Raw genomic sequence first — 19,003 nt, 5'->3', positions numbered from 1 at the left:
GGGTGATCGCCTGCGGCGCGGCGGTCAAGAATACTCCAGCAAGCTACTCCACAGCCAGCCTTTCCGCCCCCCGAACCCCGGCTTTCCCCGCCGATTCACGCACCACCAGATGCGCTGCAAACGAGATCCGAACCGCCACATCCGGCGCTATCCGCCCTTTGATCCGGTCATCCAGCACCCGCACCAACCCTGCCCCGATCTGGCGCCCATGCACCCTAACTGTCGTTAGGTGCGGCGTGATCTGGGTAGCGGCAGAATAGTCGCCAAACCCCACCACCGAGACATCTTCCGGGATCCGATAGCCCAGCGTCAGCAGCTCGGTCACCACCGTCAGCGCCATCCCGTCATGGGCGCAAAAGAAGGCCGTGGGCTCGAAACCGTCTGCCTTCGCTTCCTTCAGATGCGCGGTGAAGCGCTTCTCGCTGTGGAACTTGATCTCCCGAAACTCCACGTCCTCGCGGGCTTCCAGCACTTCGCGCATGCCATAGAACCGCTCGGTGCGACCGCGATAGCCGGGCGTACCATGCACATAGGCGATGTTACGGTGACCCAGTTCAATCAGGTAATTAGCCACCGCGGCGCCGCCCTCATGATCGGTGCCTGACACGAGATCAAATGGTGCCAGAGGGTCCACCCACCCATTGCGCGCCAGGGGAATGCCGAGTTCCTTGATGCGCGTCATGCTCTCCAGCGAATGTGGGCCAACCAGCGCAACGCCCTGACATTGCAAGGCAAACTCCTCCACTTCATCCAGCAAATGAGTGGAAGCCATGCGCACCTGATAGCCGTATTTCTGCGCTTCGGTGTGAAAGCCACTCTGCACCAGCAGGTGCAGTTCCGAATTTACGAGGTCGGTGTCGTGGAACACGATCCCCAGCGCCGGCACGCCGCTGTCGCCACCCGCGCGTTCATAGCCAAGCTCGTCGGCCACCTGCTGCACCCGCTGGCGCGTTGCCTCACTGACACCGTCCTTGCCGGACAGCGCCCGCGAAACCGCAAATTTGGAAAGCCCCATATGCTGGGCGATAGTGGACAAGGTAACGCGTGCCATCGAAGCTCCTTGTAAGGCTCAGTTCGAGGTACTGCCGCAGCCTTGCATCCACCTACCCTGCCCAATAATCCACATCAATAACAACATAACGCTTTACCTAACGATTTTGCAGTCGCAAGCTCCCCGGCAGCTGACAACGCCATAGGCGGTTAGTTTTTTGGAGGAGATATTCATGGTATCCATCAGCCGCAGGGCTTTCATCGTCGCCAGCTCCGCACTTGTCGGCGCTGCTGCCATGCCGGTCTGGGCCTGGGCCCAGACCACCGGGGAATCAGCCTTCCTTAAGGGGCGCGTCGACAGCGGCGAACTGCCCCCCGTCGCCGAACGCCTGCCCGCCAATCCGCTGGTCATCACCCCGCTCGAACGCGTCGGCCAGCAAGGCGGCGACTGGAACCACGCCCTCGTCGGGGGCGGCTCCCTCTCCATGCTGGTGCGCTACCAAGGCTATGAGCCGCTGGTCCGTTACAACCAGGATTGGTCGGGACTCGTTGAAAACGTTGCCGAATCTTGGTCGGTCAACGACGCTGCCACTGAATACACCTTCACCCTGCGCAAAGGTCACAAGTGGTCCGACGGCCATCCCTTTACCACCGCTGACGTGCAGTTCTGGTACGACGCCTACTTCATGGACCCCGAAACTTCCCATGGCAGCAATGCGTGGTGGATGGTCGATGGGGAACCTGCCACGCTCGAAGTGGTCGACGAGCAGACCTTCAAAGTCATCTTCCCCGGCCCCAACGGCTTTTTCGTGCAGCAGCTCGCCTGGGCCAACCAGGACCAGCTGACCCGCACCCCTAAGCACTACCTTGAAAAATTCCACATCCGCTACAATCCCGAGGCCGATGCCCTCGCCAAGGAAGCGGGCCTTGAAAGCTGGATTGCGCTGTTTCAGCGCGAGATCGGCATGCTGGACGACAACACCTTCTACCAGAACGGCAACCGCCCGACGCTCAACGCCTGGGTGTTTGATCGCGCCCCCGGCTCCAGCACCGAACAGGCCATCGCGACCCGTAATCCCTACTACTACAAGGTCGACACCGCCGGCACCCAGCTGCCCTATTTCGATCGCGTCGTTTACCAGATGGTTGCCGACCCCGAAGTACTGCTGCTCAAGACGCTGCAGGGCGAGGTCGACATCATGGACCAGTATATCGCCACGCCAGCTAACAAGCCGGTGCTGTTCGACAGCCAGGAAACCGGGGACTACAGCTTCTATACGCTTAAGGAAACGGCCGCTAACGTTATGGCCTTCCAGCTCAATCTCAACCACAACGACCCCGTCAAGAACGCGCTGTTCAATACCAAGGCATTCCGCCATGCGCTTTCAGTGGCGATCGACCGCCAAGCCATGATCGATGCCGTCTTCGTGGGCCAGGGATCCCCTGCCCAGCCCTCCATGCGCGAAGGTGACCCGCTCTACAACGAGCAGCTGGCCAAGCAATTCACCGAGTACGATCCGGCGAAAGCCAACGAGATGCTGGACGCCATCATCCCGAACAAGGATGGCGAGGGTTACCGCCTGGACGAGCAAGGCCGTCGTGTCACAATCATCTTCGAGATCGACCAGACCCGCACGACCTTCCTCGACATGTTCGAGCTGGCCATCCCGATGTTCCAGGCCGTCGGCATTGATGCGCAGATGCGCACCATGGATCGCTCGCTCTGGGAAGAACGCGTGCGCCGCGGTCGTGAATACGACGCCACCGCGCACCAGTTCGGGGCCAATTCCGGCATCGCCGCCATGCTCGATGCGCGCTTCTACGTGCCCATCAACAACAACTGCTTCTATGCCCCCGGATGGGCGCTCTACTACACCCAGCCCGACAACGAAGCCGCGGTTGAGCCGCCGCCTGAGGTCAAGGCACAGCAGGAACTCTATCGCGAACTAGTCGCCACGGCCGATCCGGCTGGCCAGAACGAGCGGATGGCGCAAGTTCTGCAAAACGCGGCCGATCTGTTCCTCACCTTTGGCGTGAGCTTGCCGCCTGATGGCTACGGCATCGTCAAGAACAACGTGGTGAACCTGATGAAGGAGATGCCCAACTCCTTCGGCTGGCCCACCCCTGGTCCCGCTCGCCCCGAGCAGTTCTTCAAGAGCTAACTGCCGCTAACCATTCGCCCTTTTCCACTCCGCCGGCCCTTCCCGGGGCCGGCGATAGCGAACCCATGCCCAGGGACATCCCATGCTCGACAGCAAGTCGCAGACCACCGATCACCTCCGCACTCATGACTGGTACAAGTCAGCGACCCGCTGGACGCAGCTCACCCTGGCCGAAGACGACCCCATCAAATACAACCCGGCCTTCTGGGTGGACGTGTTCAAGCGCACGCGCTCCAACGCCACCTGCCTAAGCGCGGGCGGCTATATCGCCTATTATCCCTCCAAGGTGCCGCTGCACTACGTGTCCAAGTTCATCGGCGGCAGCGATCCGTTCGGTGAGCTGGTCGCCGGCGCCCGCAAGCTCGGGATGCACGTCATGGCGCGCGTCGATCCGCACGCCATCCACCAGGATGCCGCGGACGCTCATCCCGAATGGATTGCCGTGGATAAGGACGGCAACAAGCGCCGCCACTGGGCTTTCCCCGAAGTGTGGGTGACCTGCGCCTATTCAGACTACAACTTCAAGTTCATGCCCGAGGTGCTGCGCGAGCTGACGGCCAACTATGATATCGACGCCATCTTCGCCAATCGCTGGCAGGGCCATGGCGTGTGCTACTGCGATGCCTGCAAGAGCATTTTCCGCGAAGCAACCGGGCACGAACTACCTCTCGATCAGAAGCTCGAGAACCCCGCATGGCTGGCCTGGACCGCGTGGCGCCGTGGCGTGCTGAGCCGCCTAGTCGTGGAATGGGACGAGGTGATGAAGGCCATCAAGCCGCATACCAGCTTCATCCCAAATATGGGCTCGGTATCGCTGACCGAGTTCGACCTCGAGATCATCGAGAAATACTGCCCCTTCCTGTGCGTCGACGATCAAGGCCGCCGGGGGACCGAACCTGTGTGGATGAGCGGGCGCAATGGCAAGCGCATGCGCGCGACCTTCCGCGACCGGCCTGCAATCCTGATCACCTCCATCGGTCCCGAAGAGGAATATCGCTGGAAAGATTCGGTCACCACCGGCCCCGAGATCCAGGCCTGGATGGACGACGGCACGACGCAGGGGCTCCTGCCTTGGTTCACCAAGTTCAATGGCGTGGTGCCCGACACCCGCTGGGTCGAGCCGGTGGTTGATAGCTTCAACCTGCATGCCGATCTCGAGCCGGTGCTATCGCAAATGACGCCAACCGCCGAGATCGCAATCCTCGACCCGGCCACGACCCTGCGCCACCACGGCCTCGACACCCGCAGGGCAGCCGAAGCCGACGATCTCGGCTTTTATCTGGCTCTGGTGGAAGCGCGCATTCCATTCGAGATGGTTTCAGACCAGGCGATGACCCCGGAGGCATTGGACAAGTTCAAAGTCCTGATCCTCGCCAATGCCACCTGCCTTTCCGACGAGCAGATCGCGGCGCTGGAGGCTTATGTCGCCCGTGGCGGCAGCATCGTCGCGGCGCACGAAAGCTCCACCCGCACGCCGGACAACAAGCTCCGCAACGCCATTGGTCTGGGCCAGTTGCTGGGTGTGACCATGACCGGGGCGGCCCGCGGACCGGTCAAGAACACCTATGTCGCCATTAACGGCGAACACCCGATCTCCGAGGGCTTTGAGGGCGCGAACCGCATTATTGGCGGCACCAGGCTTCTAGCCGTAGATGCCGCGCCCGACACCAGCCAGCCCTTCCTTTACGTCCCCGATTTTCCCGACCTGCCCATGGAAGAGGTCTACCCGCGTGAAGAGCCCAAGGGCGCAGCGGTGGTGACCCGCGAGCATCCCAGCGGCGGTCGCACTGTCTACATCCCGTGGAATGTCGGCGCCATTCTGTGGGAGGTTCTCGCGGCCGACCACTCCCGCCTCATCGGCAACGCGGTGCACTGGGCTTTGGGCAAACGCCCTGACGTCGAGATCGGCGGCCGCGCGGTGCTCGACCTCGCAGTGCGCGAGAACGAAGCGGGCATGGCTGTCGTGCTCAACAACATCTCCAACCCCATGATGATGAAGGGCCCGATCCGCGAAGTCTATCCAACCGGCGAGATCACGGTCTCCATCGCAGTGCCAGCTGGCAAGACTGTGGGCAAAGTCGATTTGCTGGTCGCCGGCCAGCGCTCGGAAACCAGCCCTGTGGACGGACGGCTTAATGTCGTTGTGCCCAGCATCGAGACACTCGAAGTTGTCCACCTGACCTGGAGCTAGAGGGGCCGGCGCCATGTTGAACTATGTAATCAAGCGGCTGATCTACATGATCCCGACATTGTTCGGCATGTCGCTCATTGCCTTCATGATTATCCAGCTGCCGCCGGGGGATTATCTCACCTCCATGCTGGCGACCATGGCCGAGAGCGGCCAGAACGTCGATCCCGCGCAGCTCGAAGCCATGCGCCGCGCCTATGGTTTTGATGACCCGATCTGGCTGCAGTATTGGAAGTGGATCAGCGGCATCATCTTCCGGGGCGATTTCGGCTATTCCTTTGAATGGAACCGCCCGGTCGCCGACCTGATCTGGGAGCGGATGGGCTCGACGCTCGCCATCTCGATTGCCGCCCTGCTCTTTGTCTGGGCTGTGTCCCTGCCGATCGGCATTTATTCGGCCATGCGCCGCCACTCGTTCGGCGATTACGCGTTCACGTTACTCGGCTTTATCGGCCTCGCCGTGCCCAACTTCATCATGGCGCTGGCGCTGATGTATTTCAGCTACAAGGTCTTGGGCCAGAGTGTGGGCGGACTGTTCTCGCCCGAATATGTCGAGGCGCCCTGGAGCTGGGGCAAGTTCGTTGATCTGCTTGCACACCTCTGGATCCCGATCATCGTCATCGGCACCAGCGGCACCGCAGCACTGATCCGCATCCTTCGCGCCAATCTCACCGACGAGTTGAACAAGCCCTATGTGGTGACGGCTAAGGCTAAGGGCCTGCCTGAATACAAGGCGGTGATGAAGTATCCCGTCCGCATTGCGCTAAACCCCTTCGTTTCGGCCATCGGCTGGGTCCTGCCCGAGCTTGTTTCGGGCGTCACTATCACCGCCATCGTGCTTAACCTGCCGACCGCCGGGCCGCTGCTGCTGCGGGCCCTGATCAGCCAGGACATGTATCTGGCCGGCAGCTTTATCCTGCTGATGGGCGTGCTGACGCTCTTTGGCATGCTGATCTCCGACATTCTGCTCGCCCTTCTTGACCCACGGATCAGGTTCAACTGATGCTTGCGCACACTTTCATCGAGGGAACGCCCGAAACCGGCCCTGCCGTCTCTTCCCTGCAGGTCGGCAAGCCGATCGAAACTGCGGTCGCGGGTCCATGGCGGCTGATGTGGGCCAAGTTCTCGCGCAACAAGGTCGCGCTCGTCGCCGGCGTGATCATCCTCATGCTCTATCTCATCGGCATCTTTGCCGAGTTCCTGGCACCCACCCTGCCCGACGCGGCCCGCCCGCAATTCACCAATGCGCCGCCCCAGGAACTAAGGCTTTTCGTGACCGAGCCGGATGGTAGCCAACACTTCCAACTGCACGTCACTGGCTACACTATGAGTGTGGATCAGGCATCGCTGCGCCGTAGCTACGTGATCGATGAGAACGCCGTCGTGCCCATCGGTCTCTTGGTCAAGGGCGCGCCCTATAAGCTCTGGGGCCTGTTCCCTTCCGACGTACATCTGCTCGGGCCCCTCAAGTCGACCGATACCATGTATCTGCTGGGCACCGATAAGCTCGGCCGCGACCTGCTGAGCCGGTTGATCCACGGCACAAGGGTGTCCATGTCCATCGGCCTGATCGGCGTCGCCATTAGCCTCTGTCTCGGCGTGACGCTCGGTGCGATCTCTGGGTTCTACGGCGGCGTGGTTGATCTGGTGATCCAGCGCATCATCGAGGTGATTTCCTCAATGCCGACTATCCCGCTTTGGCTGGGCCTTGCCGCGGCCATTCCGCTGAGCTGGTCACCCCTGACGGTGTATTTCCTCATCACCCTTATCGTCTCGCTGTTCGGCTGGACCGGACTGGCGCGGGAAGTGCGGGGCCGCTTCTTTGCCCTGCGCGGCGAGGATTTCGTTACCGCCGCTCGTCTGGATGGCTCAAGCGAACGCCGGCTGATCTTCCGGCACATCATGCCCTCGCTGACGAGCCACATCCTCGCGGTCGTGACCCTCGCCCTGCCCACGATGATCGTTGCTGAAACGGCGCTGAGCTTTCTCGGCATTGGGCTCAAGGCACCGGTCGTGTCCTGGGGGGTGCTGCTGCAGGACGCGCAGAATGTGCGCACCATTGCGGGCGCGCCCTGGCTGCTGATCTGGCCGGCAGGCGCTGTGGTTCTGACCGTGCTGGCCTACAACTTCCTTGGCGATGGTCTGCGCGACGCGGCCGACCCCTATGAAAGCTGAGCCATGACTGTCCATCCCCTCTCTACCGGCACGCAGCCAGCAGGCGATGAGGCGCCGATTGCCCTCAGTGTCGAGCATCTCAGCCTCGATTTCCGGCTCCGCACCGAGATCCTGCATGCGGTGCGGGATGTCAGCTTTGTGCTGCGGCGCGGCGAGACCCTGTGCCTTGTCGGTGAAAGCGGCTCGGGCAAATCGGTGACCGCCCGTGCCCTGCTTCGTATCCTTGATCGCAACGGGGCCATTACCGGCGGCCGCATCCTCCTGGGCAGCCAGGGCGAAGAGATCGACATCGCAGCGCTCTCGGACCGCGATCCCAAGCTGCTGCAAATCCGCGGCGGACGCATTGGGCTTATCTTTCAGGAGCCGATGAGCTCGCTCTCGCCAGTGCACACGATCGGCAGCCAGATCATCGAAGCCCTGCGTCTGCATCGGCGCATGGACAAGAAGCAGGCGCGTGCCGAAACCATCGAGCTCTTGCGGCAGGTCGAGATCCCCAATCCCGACAAGATGATCGACCGCTATACCTTCGAATTCTCCGGCGGCATGCGCCAGCGCGCCATGATCGCCATGGCGCTGGCGGCTGATCCGGACATCCTGATCGCCGACGAGCCCACCACCGCGCTCGATGTCACAACCCAGGCGGAGATCCTCGATCTCATCAAGCGTCTCCAGGTGAGCCGTGGCATGGCGATGTTGCTGATCACCCACGACATGGGTGTGGTGGCCGAGGTGGCCGACGCCGTTGCGGTGATGCGCTACGGCCGTATTGTCGAGGCGGGCAGCGCCGAGGACATTTTCCATGATGCCCGCCATCCCTATACGGTGCGCCTCCTCAACTCGACGGTGAAGCTCGAGCAGAACCAGCGCACTGCGGCCCGTGCCGAGACCAGCACGCAGGCACGCCAGCCGGTCCTTAGCGTGCGCAACCTGTCCAAGGTTTATGGTGCCTCGAGCGCCTGGTTCGGTGGCAACAGCCATGCGCTCAAAGCCGTCGATGATGTAAGCCTCGATCTTTATCCCGGCGAGAACCTCGGCATTGTGGGCGAGAGCGGCTCGGGCAAGACCACGCTTGGCCGCCTGATCCTGCGCACCGTCGAGCCCAGCGCCGGCACGGTCACCTATCATGGTGCGAGCGCGCGCATGGATGTCACCGCTCTGAGCAAGCAGGGCCTCAAGGCGTTTCATCGCGATGTGCGGCTGGTGTTCCAGGACCCATTCGCGTCTCTGAACCCGCGCATGACCGTCAAGGAGATCATCGGCGATCCGCTTTATGTATCGGGCAAGATGGGCGGGGCGGCGATCGAAGCGCGCGTCGCCGAATTGCTGACGCTGGTGGGGCTCGACCCCATGGCCATGGAGCGCTACCCGCACGCCTTTTCCGGGGGCCAGCGCCAGCGCATCGGCATCGCCCGCGCCCTGGCGCTCGATCCCAAGATCATCATCGCCGACGAGGCCACGGCAGCGCTCGACGTGTCGATCCGCGCGCAGATCCTCGATTTGCTGCTCGACATCCAGCAAAAGCTGGGCCTGAGCTTCATCTTCATTTCCCACGACATCTCCGTGGTCCGCTATTTCTGCGACCGGGTCGCGGTGATGCGCTTGGGCAAGCTGGTGGAGGTCGGCACCGCCGAGCAGATCTGCACCCAGCCGCAGCACCCCTACACCCAGAGCCTGATTTCGGCTGTTCCCAACCCCGATCCCCGCAACAAACGGATGCTGCACCGCACCCGCTATGTGGCCTGAAGGAAAACCGCCTTGCCCAAATTCTCTGCCAATCTCTCCTTCCTCTATGCCGACCAGCCGTTCCTTGACCGCTTTGCGGCGGCGGCGGCCGATGGGTTCCGGGCCGTCGAATATGTTGCCCCCTATGCCTTTGGCGCCGATGAGGTCGCGGCGCGCGTGAAGGACAATGGTCTTGAGCAGGCGCTGTTCAACTTGCCCCCTGGCGACTGGGACGCTGGCGAGCGCGGCATTGGCTGCCTGCCCGACCGGGTCGAGGACTTCCGGAGCGGGGTGACGACGGCAGTTGCTTATGCGCAGGCCCTCGGCTGCACCAAGGTGAACTGCCTTGCCGGCATTGCCCCCGCCGGAAGTAGCCTGGAAGAGCGCGATGCGGTCCTGATCGACAACTTGCGCTATGCCGCGCCGCGCCTCGCCGATGCCTGCATCAAGCTGCTGCTCGAGCCGATCAATCTGCGCGACATTCCGGGCTTTCATGTTTCGACCACCCACCATGCCGAGCGCATCCTTGATGCGGTGGGGTCCGACAACCTCTTCATCCAGTTCGACGTCTACCACACCCAGGTGATGCAGGGGGATCTCGTGCCCACCTATGCCCGGCTGCGCGAGCGCATCGCCCATGTGCAGATCGCCGACAATCCCGGCCGCAACGAGCCGGGCACGGGCGAGATCAACTACCCCTTCGTCCTCAATGAACTCGATCGGCTTGGCTACGATGGCTGGGTGGGCTGCGAGTACAAGCCCACGGCCGGCACAAGCGCCGGGCTCGGCTGGATGAAACCCTATCTCTAAGGAGCGCAACATGAACATCGGTTTCATCGGCCTCGGCGTCATGGGGCGCCCCATGGCGGGCCATCTGATCGCCGCCGGCCACCAGGTCGCCTTGCACCGGGTCAAGGAAGCCTCCCAGGCTTTGGTCGAGCAAGGCGGCAAGGCGCTGTCCAGCGCGCAGGCTGTGGCTGAGGCCTCCGACATCGTCATCCTGATGCTACCCGACACGCCCGATGTCGAAGCGGTGCTGTTTGGACCTGAGGGCGTGGCCGCCGGCCTTGCCCCCGGCAAGCTCGTGATCGACATGAGCTCCATCTCGCCCATCGCCACCAAGGACTTCGCCAGCCGCATTGAGGCATTCGGCGCTGATTATCTGGATGCGCCAGTTTCGGGCGGCGAAGTGGGCGCCAAAAATGCCGCCCTCACCATCATGGTGGGCGGCAAGGAGCCAGTGTTCGACCGCGCGCTGCCGCTGTTCCAGACCATGGGCAAGAACATCACCCTCGTGGGTGGTGTCGGTGATGGGCAGACCGCCAAGGTCGCCAACCAGATCATTGTCGGGCTCAACATCCAGGCAGTCGCCGAGGCCTTGCTGTTTGCCCAGAAAGCGGGCGCCGATCCCGCCAAGGTGCGCGAGGCGCTGATGGGCGGCTTTGCCGCGTCCCGCGTGCTTGAGCTGCATGGCGAACGCATGATCAAGCAGACCTTCGATCCCGGATTCCGCATTCGGCTGCACCGCAAGGATCTGGCGCTGGCGGTGGATGCGGCGCGCGCGCTGGATATCGCTTTGCCTAACGCCGCAGCAACGCAGCAGTTGATGAACGCGGCCGTCGCGCGGGGCGACGGCGACAAGGATCATTCCGCGCTGATCCGCACCCTTGAGGCGCTGGCGGGCGGCAGCAGCTAGCCCCACCCACCAGCACAAGCTTGCCAGCAGCGGCGCCGAGGTGCCGCTGAACGAACCCCCATGCCCAGGAACCAAGCCATGCCACTCGACAAGCTGCCGCAGACGCCATTCGGAGCCGTGTATTTCCGCAAGTCCAACCCGCCGCGCGAGGACTGGGAGCGCGATTATGCCGTTGCTGCCGCGGACGGCATGAATGTGTTCCGGCACTGGTTCATGTGGTCGGCCATCGAGCGGCGCCCCGGCTTTTATGACTGGGACGATTATGACCGGCAGATGGACCTTGCCGCCAAGAACGGGATCAAGACCATCATCGCCGAGTTGACGCACACCGTACCAGATTGGGCTTACCGCAAATTTGCCCATGCCCGGCAGCTGCGGGCTGACGGGCGGCCGTTGACCTCCACTATGGGGGTGAGCGCGGCAACCGGCGGCTTTGCCAATAATGGCGGTGGCGCGGGCTCGCTGAGCATGAATGCGCCTGAGGTCAAGGAAGCGGTGGGCAACTTCCTGTCTGCCCTCGCGACCCGTTACAAGGGCCATCCCGGCCTGCTCGGCTATGACGTGTGGAACGAGGTCAACTACGCCGCCGACGTCGACTATTCCGAGTTCATGAAGGCCGATTTCCGGCTCTGGCTGCAGGCCAAGTATGGCGATCTCGATAGGCTTGCCAATGCCTGGTATCGCTATTCCTATGCCGAGTGGGACGACATCGAGCCGCCCCGCGAAGTGGCAGCTTACCCCGAGAATCTCGACTGGCTCGCCTTCAAGCGCGAGAACTACTACGACCAGATGCAGTTCAAGATCGACACCATCCGCGGGATCGATCCGGACTGCCTGATCGCCGCCCACGGCGTCGGCGGCGCGATCCCCAACATGGCGGCCAATGGGTCCGATGACTGGCTCGCCGCGTCCAAGGTCGAGCTTTATGGCCTGACCTGGGTGCCCAGCCGGCGCGGCTTTGCGCCCTGGCAGAACTTCTTCGGGCCCGACCTCACCCGGGCGGCCGCCCGCGGCAAGCCGTGGTGGCATGCCGAACGGCCCGGCGGTCCACTGTGGCTGCAACCGCAAGTGCTCGGCCGCGACAAGGAAGACGGCCGGGTAATGGACCCCGAGGATATCCGCACGCTCACCATGACCTCCTTTGCCGCCGGCGCAACCGGCGTGCTCAACCTGCGCTACCGCCCGCTGTTGGACGGTCCGCTGTTCGGTGCCTTTGGCTCCTATGGTATGGACGGTTCCCGAACGCCGCGCTCGGACATGGCGAGCGAGATCGGCAAATGGGCCAATGCACCCGAGCAGAAGTCGCTCTTTGCAGCCAAGCCGGTCAAGGGCGATATCGCGCTGCTGGTGATCCCGGAGGCGCAGGCTTGGGACTACCTGCTCAACCACAACCACAAGCCCGAGACTTATCGTGAGGCGATGTGGGGTGCCTATCGCGGCTTTTTCGACAATGGCATCCAGGCCGACTGGGTCCATATCGATCACATCAACGATTACGACACCATCTATGCGCCCTACCCGATCATGCTGACGGCCGAACACGCTCAGAAGCTGGGCGCCTGGGTGGAGGCAGGCGGTACACTGATATCGGAGGCGACGCCTGGCTATTTCGGCGATCGCGGCAAGGTTGGAACGGTGCAGCCCCACAACGGGCTCGACCGGGTGTTCGGTGCGCGCGAAAGCGACGTCGAGTTCATGCCCGATATCGGCGACCGCATTCGGTTCGATTTCGATGGCAAGCCAGTTGGCGGCGGCGGGTTCCTGCAGTCCTATGCTCCGACGACGGGCACTGCGCGCGGCGCTTTCACGGACGGACGCACCGCGGTGGTGGAGAACAGCTTTGGTGAGGGCCGGACATTGCTGGTCGGCACCCATCCCGGGGTCGCATATTTCCGCACCAGCAGCGCGGAAAACCTGGCTTACTTTGCTGATGTGCTCGCCTGGACCGGCAATAAACCGCGCGCAACCCTTTCAAACCCCCAACTGCATGCCCGCCTGCATGAAGGACCGGAAGGAGCTGTGCTTTGGGTGATCAATCCTACGCGCGAGGCGCAAAAGGCGGAAGTCATGGTGGACCAGCAAATCGCCTCCCTGGGTGAGCCTTACTGGTCATCATACAACGCTGCGGATGGTGCGGGGACAATTACCGTGCCGGCCCGCGATGTGCTGATTGTACGGCTGAACAAAAGCGGCGGCGAAGCGGCTTAGATTGTAGCCCTGCAGCAGCGGGAAATCCGCTGCTGCCAATGCTCCGCGCTTCCAGATCCGTCAGTGCACTTCGCTCAAAAGCTTGCTGGCAGCGGCCCTGGCTTCCTCGGTAACCTTGGCGCCGGCGAGCATGCGCGCTACTTCCTCGCGTCGCGCCGGAGTATCCAGCGGTTTGACATGCGTGCGGACAAAGGCGCCCTCTTCTACCGCCTGCTTCTCGATCAGAAGATGCCGTTGAGCACGGGCGGCAACCTGGGGAGCGTGGGTCACGGCCAGGACCTGCACCTTGTTGGCCAGGCGCGCCAAGCGCCGCCCAATGGCGTCTGCCACCGCGCCGCCAACGCCGGTGTCGATTTCGTCAAAGATCAGCACCGGCGCCGAACCACGATCGGCCAGCACCACTTTGAGCGCCAGAAGGAAGCGGCTGAGCTCGCCCCCTGAGGCAACCTTGAGCAGCGGCCCGGGCATGGTGCCCGGATTGGTTTGCACATGAAAGGCGATCTGGTCGTAGCCAGACGCCATGAGCCGGCTTTCATCGATCTGGTGATCGACGATGAAGCGTGCCGAACCCAGCTTCAAATCCGGCAACTCGGCGCCCACGGCCGCGCCCAGTGCCCCGGCAGCCTCGGCCCGGCTGGCACTGAGAGCCTTGGCATGGCTGCGGTAGAGCGCTTCAGCCTGCGCCGCCGCGGCTTCAAGGGAGGCCAGTCGACTTTCCCCACTTTGCAGGGTCTCCAGGTCAGCGGAGAACCGCGCCAGCACGGCTGGCAGGTCATCGCAGCTGGTCTGGTGCTTTCGTGCTGCAGCGCGCAAGGCAAACAAGCGCTCTTCCACGCCCTCCAGCTCGGCCGGATCAAACGCCATCTCACGCTTCAGATCCTCCAGCGCATCGGCGGTACGATCAAGCGCAACTAACGAGTTATCGAGCGCATCGACAATGGGCTGGAACAGGTCTGCCCCACCGTCGATCTTGCGGAGCAAGCGGCGCATCAGCCCGGCTAGGGCTGGCGCCGGAGCCATGGGTCCGTTGATCAACTCGTCAATTTCCCCGACCTCGGCGGCCGAACGCTCAAGCTGCTGCAGATGTTGCCGGCGCTCGGACAACTCTTCTTCCTCGCCGACCTGCGGTGCGAGCTTGGAGAGCTCTTCGACAGTGTGACGGGCGAAGTCCTCCTCCGCTAACGCCGCCGCAACCAAGGCTTTCTGCTCCTTGACCGATGCCTGCGCATCGGCGAGTTCCTGCCAGGCGTCCCGGACCAGAGCCGCCTGGGTGTCCAATTCCCCAAAGGCGTCGAGCGCCGCGCGGTGGGTTGCGACATCCACCAGAGCGCGGTCATCGTGCTGGCCATGGATTTCCACGATCTGCGAGCCAACGCGCTGCAGGAGCGCAGCCGACACCGGCTGATCATTGATAAAGGCGCGGGTGCGGCCGTCGGCATATTGCACCCGCCGGAGGATCACATCCTCATCGTCGGGAATGGCATTGTCGCGCAGCGCCGCACGGGCCGGGTGATCGGCCGCAAGTTGCAGCACGGCGACAACCTGGCCGTTCTCGCTGCCGCGGCGCACCAGCGAAGCGTCCCCTCGCCCGCCGAGGGCCAGCGTCAGCGCATCAAGCAGGATCGACTTGCCCGCGCCGGTCTCACCGGTGAGGACTGTCATGCCGGCGCCCAGCGCCAGATCAAGCTGATCGATAAGGACAATGTTGCGAACCGAAAGCGCGTTCAGCATTCCCGGAAATCCCAAGCTCCACCCCAGACCGGCACCGTTGCGCGGCATAGCCGGCAAATAATCGGGGCACGCCAGCAAACTAGCGCGCCCCGGAACAAACAAGCAACACTTTAGTTCGTTACTTGCGCAGCGAACTCATCCAGCTGCCGCTGCCCATAGCGGGAGCCAAACCTTGTTGACCCAATTTCTTGAAGGCTTCCTGGTACCAGGTGCTGGACGGATAGTTGTGCCCAAGCACGGCCGCAGCGGTTTTCGCCTCATTGACGAGACCGAGCAGAAGATAGGCCTCGGTCAGCCGGTACAGCGCTTCCTCGATATGGGTCGAGGTCTGGTGTTCTTCCACAACCACCCGGAAGCGATTGATGGCGGCCGTGTACTGGCCGTTGCCGAGATAATAGCGGCCAACCGACATTTCCTTGCCAGCGAGTTGGTCATAACCAACCAGCAGCTTTTCCTTAGCGTCCTCGGCGTAAGGCGACTTGGGATAGTTGGCGATCAGCAGATTATAGGTGTCGATGGCATCGCGCGACAATTGCTGGTCGCGAGTGATGTCTTTGATCTGCCCGTAATAGGAGTTGCCCTTGAGATAGAGCACGTAAGGAACGTCCTTGCCGTTCGGATAAAGCGCAAGGAAGCGGTCGGCGGCGAGGATCGCTTCGGCGAACTTGCCGATGCGGTAATGCGCATAGACCTGCATCAGCTTGCCCTTTTCCGCCAGGGGCGAATTGGGGTGCTGGCGCTCGAGGCGCTCGAGCTGGGTCACAGCCGTGTTGTAGCGCTGCGCGTCCATATTATCGAGAGCCTGCTGATACAGCGACTCCGCCGGGATGATCGGCTCTTCCTTGGCCTTAGGGGGCCCGAACAGGTTCATGCCCGAGCAGCCCGTAAGCGCCACGACCATGACGCCAACTGAAAGCAACCGGACTGTCCGGCTAGCGCGACCACCAAAAGCAACAACTGTCACGAACTGTCCCGTCCTTACACGTACCGCTGCTGCGGCGTAGATAGAAAATGGATCAAAACTGTGGCCGCGCCGACCACGAAGAATTAACGCACCGAACGCAGGTAATGATTGACAGCCAGCCCATCAGGTTGATCGTCAAACGCCTGGAATTCGAGCGGCAATGCCTCGGCGCCCACTATTTCATAGTTGGCTTCGCTCGAAAATAGCCCAGCCAGAACATGGGCGTTCAAGGCATGGCCACCCTTATAGGAGCGGAACCGGCCCCAAATCGGCAAGCCACCGAGTGACAGGTCGCCGATGGCGTCGAGCAGCTTGTGGCGGACAAATTCGTCCTCGTAGCGCAAGCCCCCGGGATTGAGGATCTTGTCCTCATGGACGGTGATGGAATTGTCGAGGCTCGAGCCCATGGCGTAGCCGGCCTGGCGCAGGATCTTGGCGTCGCGAACGAAACCGAAGGTACGGGCACGCGAAACGTCGTCGTAGTACCGGCGCGGCGTCCAGTCGAAGATCATGCGCTGGCGGCCGATGACCTTGCTGTCGAAATCAATCTCGAGATCGAGGGCGCGGCCGTTATAGGGCTCGAGCGCGGCAAAGGAGTCGTTGTTGCGCACGGTAACGGCGCGCATGACCTTGAGGAATTTGCGCTGGGCCGGCTGGATTTCGAGCCCTGCTTCCAGAATCGCCTGGGCGAACGGGAATGCACTGCCATCAAGAATGGGGCATTCCGGGCCGTCCAGAGTGATCAGGGCATTGTCGACGCCCATGCCCGACAAGGCGGAGGTCACATGCTCAATGGTGGCGACGCTGACGCTGTCGCCCAGATCGAGCGTGGTGCAAAGCGTGGTGCGGGTAATGCGTGAGAAATGCACCGGAACGGGCTTGGTCACCCTTCCGTCGCTCATTTCGCGGCAAATCAGGAACCCGCTATCGACGGGCGCGGGGCCCAGGGTAAGCGTAACGGGCTGTGCCCCGTGAACACCATATCCAGCAAAGGACAGGGTGGATGACAGGGTGCGCTGGCGCGTGGACAGTTTATTCATACTCGGGATCACTCCACCCCAGCGGGGTACGCGGAAACTGTTAGCCAAAAAAAACTCGGTGCGGAAGCCGCACCGAGTGATGTTGGATGCTCGCTACAAGGAACCGTTAACCGTGCTTGCGCAGGAAAGCGGGGATCTCAAGATGCTCTTTCTGGGGCGCAGGAGCGGGCTGGCGACCATGCGGATCAAGAGCGCCGCGCGCACCTTCAGCAGCAGCCGGAACCCGCGAAGCCCTTGGGCCGCCTGCCTCAATCGCGCTGCGAGCAGCGGCATCATCGGCTCCGGAATACACCGCTTCGTCGCGTCCGCCTTCAGCGGTTTGACCCAGGCTCAGGCCCACATTGGAGGCCAACCGCTTGAACAAGGCACGGGCATTGCGGGGTTCGGCGTCCTGCCTTTCCTGCGGCTCCTGTGACCGGCGCGCAACAATTGGAAGCTCCTCAGTGCGGGGCATCCGGCGCTGACCTTCGGGGCGAGCGGCGTGGGAAGGCACATAAACGCTCGGCACCGGCGATTCTTCGGGCATTGCGGGCTCGTCCATCTCGTCGATGGCCTGGGCCGAAGGGATATAGGGCTCCACCATCACACCATCATCGTCATGGCCGCTATAGGCGGGGGCTGGCGCTTCATGGGAGATAGCCTCGGCCACCGCGGCTTCGACCTGATGCTCGATCTGCTGCTGAACAACGCCCTGGGCGCTACGCTCGGCGGCAATACGGGTCGGCTCGACGGGAACATGACGCTTTACCGAAAGCGGCGTGCGCGAAGCATGGGGCTTTGCGGGCTCAAGCGCCTGCACCATGGTTGCATCAGTGCCGGTCGCCACGACGGACACGCGGATCGTGCCGGTCAGATCTGGATCATAGGTTGCACCCAGGATGATGTTGGCATCCGAGTCCACTTCCTCGCGGATGCGGCTGGCAGCCTCGTCCACTTCGTAAAGGGTCAGGTCAGGGCCGCCGGTGATCGAGATCAGCAGGCCACGTGCACCCTGCATGGACACATCGTCTAGCAGCGGATTGGCAATGGCAGCTTCGGCAGCGTGACGCGCACGGTCTTCGCCCGATGCTTCGCCGGTACCCATCATCGCCTTGCCCATGCCGCGCATCACGGCGCGAACGTCGGCGAAGTCGAGGTTGATGAGGCCTTCCTTGACCATCAGATCGGTGATGCAGGCGACGCCCGAGAACAGCACCTGATCTGCCATCGCGAAGGCGTCGGCGAAGGTGGTCTTTTCGTTGGCAACCCGGAACAGGTTCTGGTTGGGGATGACGATCAGCGTATCAACATGGCGGTGCAGCTCATCAATGCCGTCTTCAGCCAGACGAGCGCGACGATTGCCTTCAAACGAGAACGGCTTGGTGACCACGCCAACCGTCAGGATGCCCTGCTCGCGAGCGGCGCGAGCCACAACCGGTGCCGCACCGGTTCCGGTACCGCCGCCCATGCCCGCGGTGATAAACACCATGTGCGAGCCCGAGAGGTGATCGTTGATCTCGTCCCAGCTTTCTTCGGCTGCGGCGCGACCGACTTCGGGGTGCGAGCCAGCACCCAAGCCTTCGGTAACGCCGACACCCAACTGGATGATGCGCTGTGCCTTGCTGAGGGCGAGAGCCTGTGCGTCGGTGTTGGCAACGACGAAGTCGACGCCATCGAGCCCAGACTCGATCATGTTGTTAACGGCGTTGCCGCCGGCGCCACCACATCCGAATACGGTGATGCGGGGCTTAAGTTCCTGAATATCTGGGATCGTGAGGTTGATGGTCATTAGGGGCCCCATAGTGGCTTGGTTGGTAAAGATTTACCTCCCAAATCGTTAACGGGCACCTAACATCTGTCCCATTGCCGTTAACCCTCATGCAAAATGCAACACTTCCCCGCTCTCTGGGGTCCAGGGGACATGCGGCGTTTCAGGCCGGCTTTCAGCTTCACGAAACGAGATGGTAAACGGCGCCAGGGCGGCTGAAACGTGCCGAAACTCCGCTCGACCGGAGGTCAGCGGCTGCGACATGGGGCAAGGATCGCCTCGGTGCCGGTCGTCCGGCGAAAGGGTATAGGTGAAGCAAGCCTTGCCCCATGCTATCCCGGAGACTCTATGGAAAGGACCGTCCTCGGCTTAAGCCCGTG

The 19,003-nt window shown here is 62.5% G+C and carries 13 protein-coding genes; 8 read left to right on the top strand and 5 right to left on the bottom strand.

Annotation, left to right across the window (positions count from 1 at the left end):
* Positions 1–43 precede the first annotated feature (43 nt).
* Positions 44–1,051, bottom strand: coding sequence for a LacI family DNA-binding transcriptional regulator (locus AC3YOG_RS16930; RefSeq protein WP_489935946.1), 1,008 nt, complete (start codon positions 1,049–1,051; stop codon positions 44–46).
* 172 nt (positions 1,052–1,223) lie between these two features.
* On the opposite strand from AC3YOG_RS16930, the gene AC3YOG_RS16925 reads away from it, so the two are divergent.
* The 8 genes from AC3YOG_RS16925 to AC3YOG_RS16890 all read left to right on the top strand — a co-directional run bounded on the left by AC3YOG_RS16925 (position 1,224) and on the right by AC3YOG_RS16890 (position 13,141).
* Positions 1,224–3,152 (top strand): ABC transporter substrate-binding protein, encoded by a 1,929-nt coding sequence (locus AC3YOG_RS16925; RefSeq protein WP_489935945.1) that lies wholly within the window; start codon positions 1,224–1,226, stop codon positions 3,150–3,152.
* Between the two features lie 82 nt (positions 3,153–3,234).
* On the top strand, positions 3,235–5,343 hold the full coding sequence (locus AC3YOG_RS16920; RefSeq protein WP_489935944.1) for a family 10 glycosylhydrolase: 2,109 nt from the start codon (positions 3,235–3,237) through the stop codon (positions 5,341–5,343).
* Positions 5,344–5,356: 13 nt separating this feature from the next.
* Positions 5,357–6,343 carry an ABC transporter permease gene (locus AC3YOG_RS16915; RefSeq protein WP_489935943.1) on the top strand — a complete coding sequence of 329 codons (987 nt, stop codon included), beginning with the start codon at positions 5,357–5,359 and terminating at the stop codon, positions 6,341–6,343.
* Positions 6,343–7,515 carry an ABC transporter permease gene (locus AC3YOG_RS16910; protein WP_489935942.1) on the top strand — a complete coding sequence of 391 codons (1,173 nt, stop codon included), beginning with the start codon at positions 6,343–6,345 and terminating at the stop codon, positions 7,513–7,515. Before AC3YOG_RS16915 ends, AC3YOG_RS16910 begins: the two co-directional genes overlap by 1 nt.
* Positions 7,516–7,518: 3 nt before the next feature.
* Positions 7,519–9,258, top strand: a complete 1,740-nt coding sequence (locus tag AC3YOG_RS16905) for an ABC transporter ATP-binding protein (RefSeq protein WP_489935941.1) — start codon at positions 7,519–7,521, stop codon at positions 9,256–9,258.
* A 12-nt stretch (positions 9,259–9,270) separates the two neighbouring features.
* The gene (gene hyi, locus AC3YOG_RS16900) at positions 9,271–10,047 is read left to right on the top strand and encodes a hydroxypyruvate isomerase (RefSeq protein WP_489935940.1); all 777 of its coding nucleotides are present in this window, start codon (positions 9,271–9,273) and stop codon (positions 10,045–10,047) included.
* Between the two features lie 10 nt (positions 10,048–10,057).
* On the top strand, positions 10,058–10,933 hold the full coding sequence (locus AC3YOG_RS16895) for a 2-hydroxy-3-oxopropionate reductase (RefSeq protein WP_489935939.1): 876 nt from the start codon (positions 10,058–10,060) through the stop codon (positions 10,931–10,933).
* 78 nt (positions 10,934–11,011) lie between these two features.
* Positions 11,012–13,141, top strand: coding sequence for a beta-galactosidase (locus AC3YOG_RS16890; protein ID WP_489935938.1), 2,130 nt, complete (start codon positions 11,012–11,014; stop codon positions 13,139–13,141).
* Between the two features lie 60 nt (positions 13,142–13,201).
* Here AC3YOG_RS16890 and recN read toward each other — a convergent pair whose 3' ends face one another.
* The 4 genes from recN to ftsZ form a co-directional block, all read right to left on the bottom strand.
* Positions 13,202–14,872: a DNA repair protein RecN gene (gene recN / locus AC3YOG_RS16885; protein WP_489935937.1), complete on the bottom strand. Its 1,671-nt coding sequence runs from the start codon at positions 14,870–14,872 to the stop codon at positions 13,202–13,204.
* Between the two features lie 118 nt (positions 14,873–14,990).
* The gene (locus tag AC3YOG_RS16880) at positions 14,991–15,836 is read right to left on the bottom strand and encodes an outer membrane protein assembly factor BamD (protein ID WP_127753560.1); all 846 of its coding nucleotides are present in this window, start codon (positions 15,834–15,836) and stop codon (positions 14,991–14,993) included.
* A gap of 83 nt (positions 15,837–15,919) precedes the next feature.
* A complete protein-coding gene (lpxC, locus tag AC3YOG_RS16875) occupies positions 15,920–16,876 on the bottom strand; it encodes a UDP-3-O-acyl-N-acetylglucosamine deacetylase (RefSeq protein ID WP_489935936.1) in 957 nt (318 codons plus the stop codon).
* A 106-nt stretch (positions 16,877–16,982) separates the two neighbouring features.
* Positions 16,983–18,644 (bottom strand): cell division protein FtsZ, encoded by a 1,662-nt coding sequence (ftsZ, locus tag AC3YOG_RS16870; RefSeq protein WP_127753562.1) that lies wholly within the window; start codon positions 18,642–18,644, stop codon positions 16,983–16,985.
* Positions 18,645–19,003 lie beyond the last annotated feature (359 nt).

The sequence above is a fragment of the Devosia sp. Z6_126 genome (assembly GCF_058133495.1).
This window is presented reverse-complemented; position numbering and strand designations above follow the sequence as displayed.

What these genes read in the sequence shown, in the direction of transcription:
- AC3YOG_RS16930 (WP_489935946.1), bottom strand. Translation starts at nt 1,051, where the DNA reads ATGGCACGCGTTACCTTGTCCACTATCGCCCAGCATATGGGGCTTTCC.
- AC3YOG_RS16925 (WP_489935945.1), top strand. Translation starts at nt 1,224, where the DNA reads ATGGTATCCATCAGCCGCAGGGCTTTCATCGTCGCCAGCTCCGCACTT.
- AC3YOG_RS16920 (WP_489935944.1), top strand. Translation starts at nt 3,235, where the DNA reads ATGCTCGACAGCAAGTCGCAGACCACCGATCACCTCCGCACTCATGAC.
- AC3YOG_RS16915 (WP_489935943.1), top strand. Translation starts at nt 5,357, where the DNA reads ATGTTGAACTATGTAATCAAGCGGCTGATCTACATGATCCCGACATTG.
- AC3YOG_RS16910 (WP_489935942.1), top strand. Translation starts at nt 6,343, where the DNA reads ATGCTTGCGCACACTTTCATCGAGGGAACGCCCGAAACCGGCCCTGCC.
- AC3YOG_RS16905 (WP_489935941.1), top strand. Translation starts at nt 7,519, where the DNA reads ATGACTGTCCATCCCCTCTCTACCGGCACGCAGCCAGCAGGCGATGAG.
- AC3YOG_RS16895 (WP_489935939.1), top strand. Translation starts at nt 10,058, where the DNA reads ATGAACATCGGTTTCATCGGCCTCGGCGTCATGGGGCGCCCCATGGCG.
- AC3YOG_RS16890 (WP_489935938.1), top strand. Translation starts at nt 11,012, where the DNA reads ATGCCACTCGACAAGCTGCCGCAGACGCCATTCGGAGCCGTGTATTTC.
- recN (WP_489935937.1), bottom strand. Translation starts at nt 14,872, where the DNA reads ATGCTGAACGCGCTTTCGGTTCGCAACATTGTCCTTATCGATCAGCTT.
- lpxC (WP_489935936.1), bottom strand. Translation starts at nt 16,876, where the DNA reads ATGAATAAACTGTCCACGCGCCAGCGCACCCTGTCATCCACCCTGTCC.
- ftsZ (WP_127753562.1), bottom strand. Translation starts at nt 18,644, where the DNA reads ATGACCATCAACCTCACGATCCCAGATATTCAGGAACTTAAGCCCCGC.